The organism is Bartonella sp. AC130YNZD, from assembly GCF_042196865.1.
In the GTDB taxonomy this organism is placed as follows: domain Bacteria; phylum Pseudomonadota; class Alphaproteobacteria; order Rhizobiales; family Rhizobiaceae; genus Bartonella.
In genome coordinates, this window is record NZ_JBHIQZ010000081.1 from 1 (window position 1) to 2,435 (window position 2,435).

The window sequence follows — 2,435 nt, forward strand, 5'->3', positions numbered from 1 at the left end:
GCTTGCAGGAAATCGCTAACATACTAGATGTTCATATCTCCTTTTTTTATACCGACATTTCACAAAAAAGAAATATTCCGTACCATTATGATGAAGAAATTTCCAGTAAAGAAGAATATTTCCTTTTAAAAGGTTTTAGAAAACTTAATCCTAAAAAACAGAAAGCAGTTTTATGTTTGTTTTCTGAATAAAATGAATACTTTTAAAATTATAGCGTACAAACTAATCGCTCTGTTTATAAGCATTCATTAATATTTCTAGAAAATCACCATGGCGATATCGCTCTTGTTTAGCCATCAATTTAAAACGATTAATGATATTTACGCTAGCTTTGATATTTAATTGTATCTCAACTGACTGTTCACGACTTGGGAAAGTTGCTGCCTTATCTACCTCTTTGCGTTGTATAATGTTTAAAGAAGATTGAGTTTGTCGTGGTTTAAAATCATCAAGTTCTGAAAAATTTAATGGTTTTCTTTCTGTACTCATTCTTTAATTTCCTTTCTCTTGAACTTTTTTTAGCTTTGTAATGACTTCAGCAACAAATGCTTCGACATTGCCAATCGCAGTTTCTAAATTATTAACTTCCTTTGGATTGAGATTACGATGTGAACCTCCAGTTGCAAAGATTGCTGAAAAAGCATCACGTTCATTGATTTCTGTTTCAAAAACATCAAGTTCTGGGTTTTTTCTAAATTGAGATGATACAAAACGAGCAGTTCTGGATTTTGCAACAACTTTAGATTGCGTAAACAAAACAGAATAAGCGATAAGACGCCGTACAGCTTTCATATCTCTGTGAATTTCTTTTATAATTTCGATAGCTGCTATAGCGTCTTGCTGTTGTTCCTTCATAGGAACAATTACAAAATCAGATTGACTAATTGCATAACTAGTTAAGCGTGATGCTGTACCTTCTAGATCAACAATTACGAATGGATCTCGAGTAGATGCAATTTCTATTTCATCTAAAATAGTTTTTTCAGATTCATTAGTAACGACAGTAAGATTATCTGGTTTACCCGGCAATTCAGACCAAGTGGTAATAGGATGGCGAGGATCAGCATCTATAATTGTAACAGGTTTAGCATGTGCAAGTTCACAAGCAAGGAGCAAAGCAGATGTTGTTTTTCCACTCCCCCCCTTGGAATTAGCAAAGGATATGACAGGCATTTAGTTACTCTCTAAATAGAATATGGTATTGTATTGTATAGTATTATACTATAAGGTATAATAAAGTATTAAAGTACACCTTTTATAAGAAGCAAAAATTTATAAGGAGCAAAAATGCCAAAAAAATACGTTCAAAATCATAACGATAAAGTTTTTAAAAACGTTAGCAATTTTTTTGAAACTTTTAATCAAAAAATAGATAGTTTTAACAAACCCGATATAATACAGCGTGATGGATTTACAGAAGTTAAAACAGAGAGAGGAGATATCATAAAAAGTAAAGTTCCAGAGGCTGCACTACAATTAGCTCTAATGATAGACAATGGCACAAAATTTTGGAAAGAGGATATAGGAAAAAATTAATTTCCTCTATGAGAAGTTTATCAGTTAATTTTACTATACCTTATGATATTATATCGTAGGGTAGAGTACTATACTAAAATATACCTTTATGTTTTTGGCATGGTAATGATAGGCTTTATTTTTGTAAGCGTGATGTTTTTACGTTCAATAAATAAACGCAAGGTGTTCACACTGACTCCTAATGTCTTAGCAATACGGCTCTGTGATAAACCAACATTTATAAATGCTTGAATTTCATCAATGTGATTGTCCAGCTTTAATTGCGTAGCTTTGCTTCCTTTTGGCCGGCCAAGTTTTATTCCTCGTTGACGAGCAACATTTAAGGCTTCTTTTGTGCGTGTTTGAATTAAATGCCGTTCAATTTGCGATACCATACCCAATACGTTTGCAATGATATCGCTTTGCAAACTTCCATCCATGATAAGGTTTTGTTTCGTTATATGCACAATTAAACCACGTTCACTGGCTGCTTTGAGAATTTCTAAAACAGCAAGAGAAGAACCAGCTATACGAGAAAACTCCGGTGTGAGTAAAACATCACCACATTCCGCTTTTTCAATTAAAGCACCAAGTTTACGCTTACGCCAATCTTTTCCTCTACTTGCAATTTCTTCCTCAATATGAAGTGGTGCAAAGCCATTTTTATTAGCATATTCTAACAATCCAAATTTTTGATTTTCTGTATCTTGTCCATCACGAGAAACACGTAAATAAGCATAAAATTTTGGCATTTTCAGTAAAAAGGTTATTTTATATTAAAACTGATATATTATTGCATAGAAAAAATAGGAATTAAATATACAATTTTCGTTCATAAAAAATGATCGTTTTTTCTGATAGAATAATTAAAATGATCAATGATAAAATAGGAAATTTGATTGATCAGATTTAATCATTAG

Annotated in this window: 4 protein-coding genes and 1 pseudogene; 2 read left to right on the top strand and 3 right to left on the bottom strand. The window is 32.0% G+C overall.

Annotation, left to right across the window (positions count from 1 at the left end; translation table 11 throughout):
- Positions 1-191 (top strand): annotated as a pseudogene (locus ACFINU_RS09610) (XRE family transcriptional regulator); the annotation flags it as partial.
- 31 nt (positions 192-222) lie between these two features.
- On the opposite strand, the gene ACFINU_RS09615 reads toward ACFINU_RS09610, so the two are convergent.
- Together ACFINU_RS09615 and ACFINU_RS09620 are read right to left on the bottom strand one after the other, a co-directional pair.
- Positions 223-489, bottom strand: coding sequence for a hypothetical protein (locus ACFINU_RS09615; RefSeq protein ID WP_375618900.1), 267 nt, complete (start codon positions 487-489; stop codon positions 223-225).
- A 3-nt stretch (positions 490-492) separates the two neighbouring features.
- Positions 493-1,173, bottom strand: coding sequence for a ParA family protein (locus tag ACFINU_RS09620; protein WP_375612422.1), 681 nt, complete (start codon positions 1,171-1,173; stop codon positions 493-495).
- Positions 1,174-1,287: 114 nt separating this feature from the next.
- Here ACFINU_RS09620 and ACFINU_RS09625 point away from each other — a divergent pair, with 114 nt between their 5' ends.
- Positions 1,288-1,536, top strand: coding sequence for a hypothetical protein (locus tag ACFINU_RS09625; protein ID WP_375618899.1), 249 nt, complete (start codon positions 1,288-1,290; stop codon positions 1,534-1,536).
- A gap of 86 nt (positions 1,537-1,622) precedes the next feature.
- On the opposite strand, the gene ACFINU_RS09630 is transcribed toward ACFINU_RS09625, so the two are convergent.
- Positions 1,623-2,267 (bottom strand): recombinase family protein, encoded by a 645-nt coding sequence (locus ACFINU_RS09630; protein ID WP_375612424.1) that lies wholly within the window; start codon positions 2,265-2,267, stop codon positions 1,623-1,625.
- Positions 2,268-2,435 lie beyond the last annotated feature (168 nt).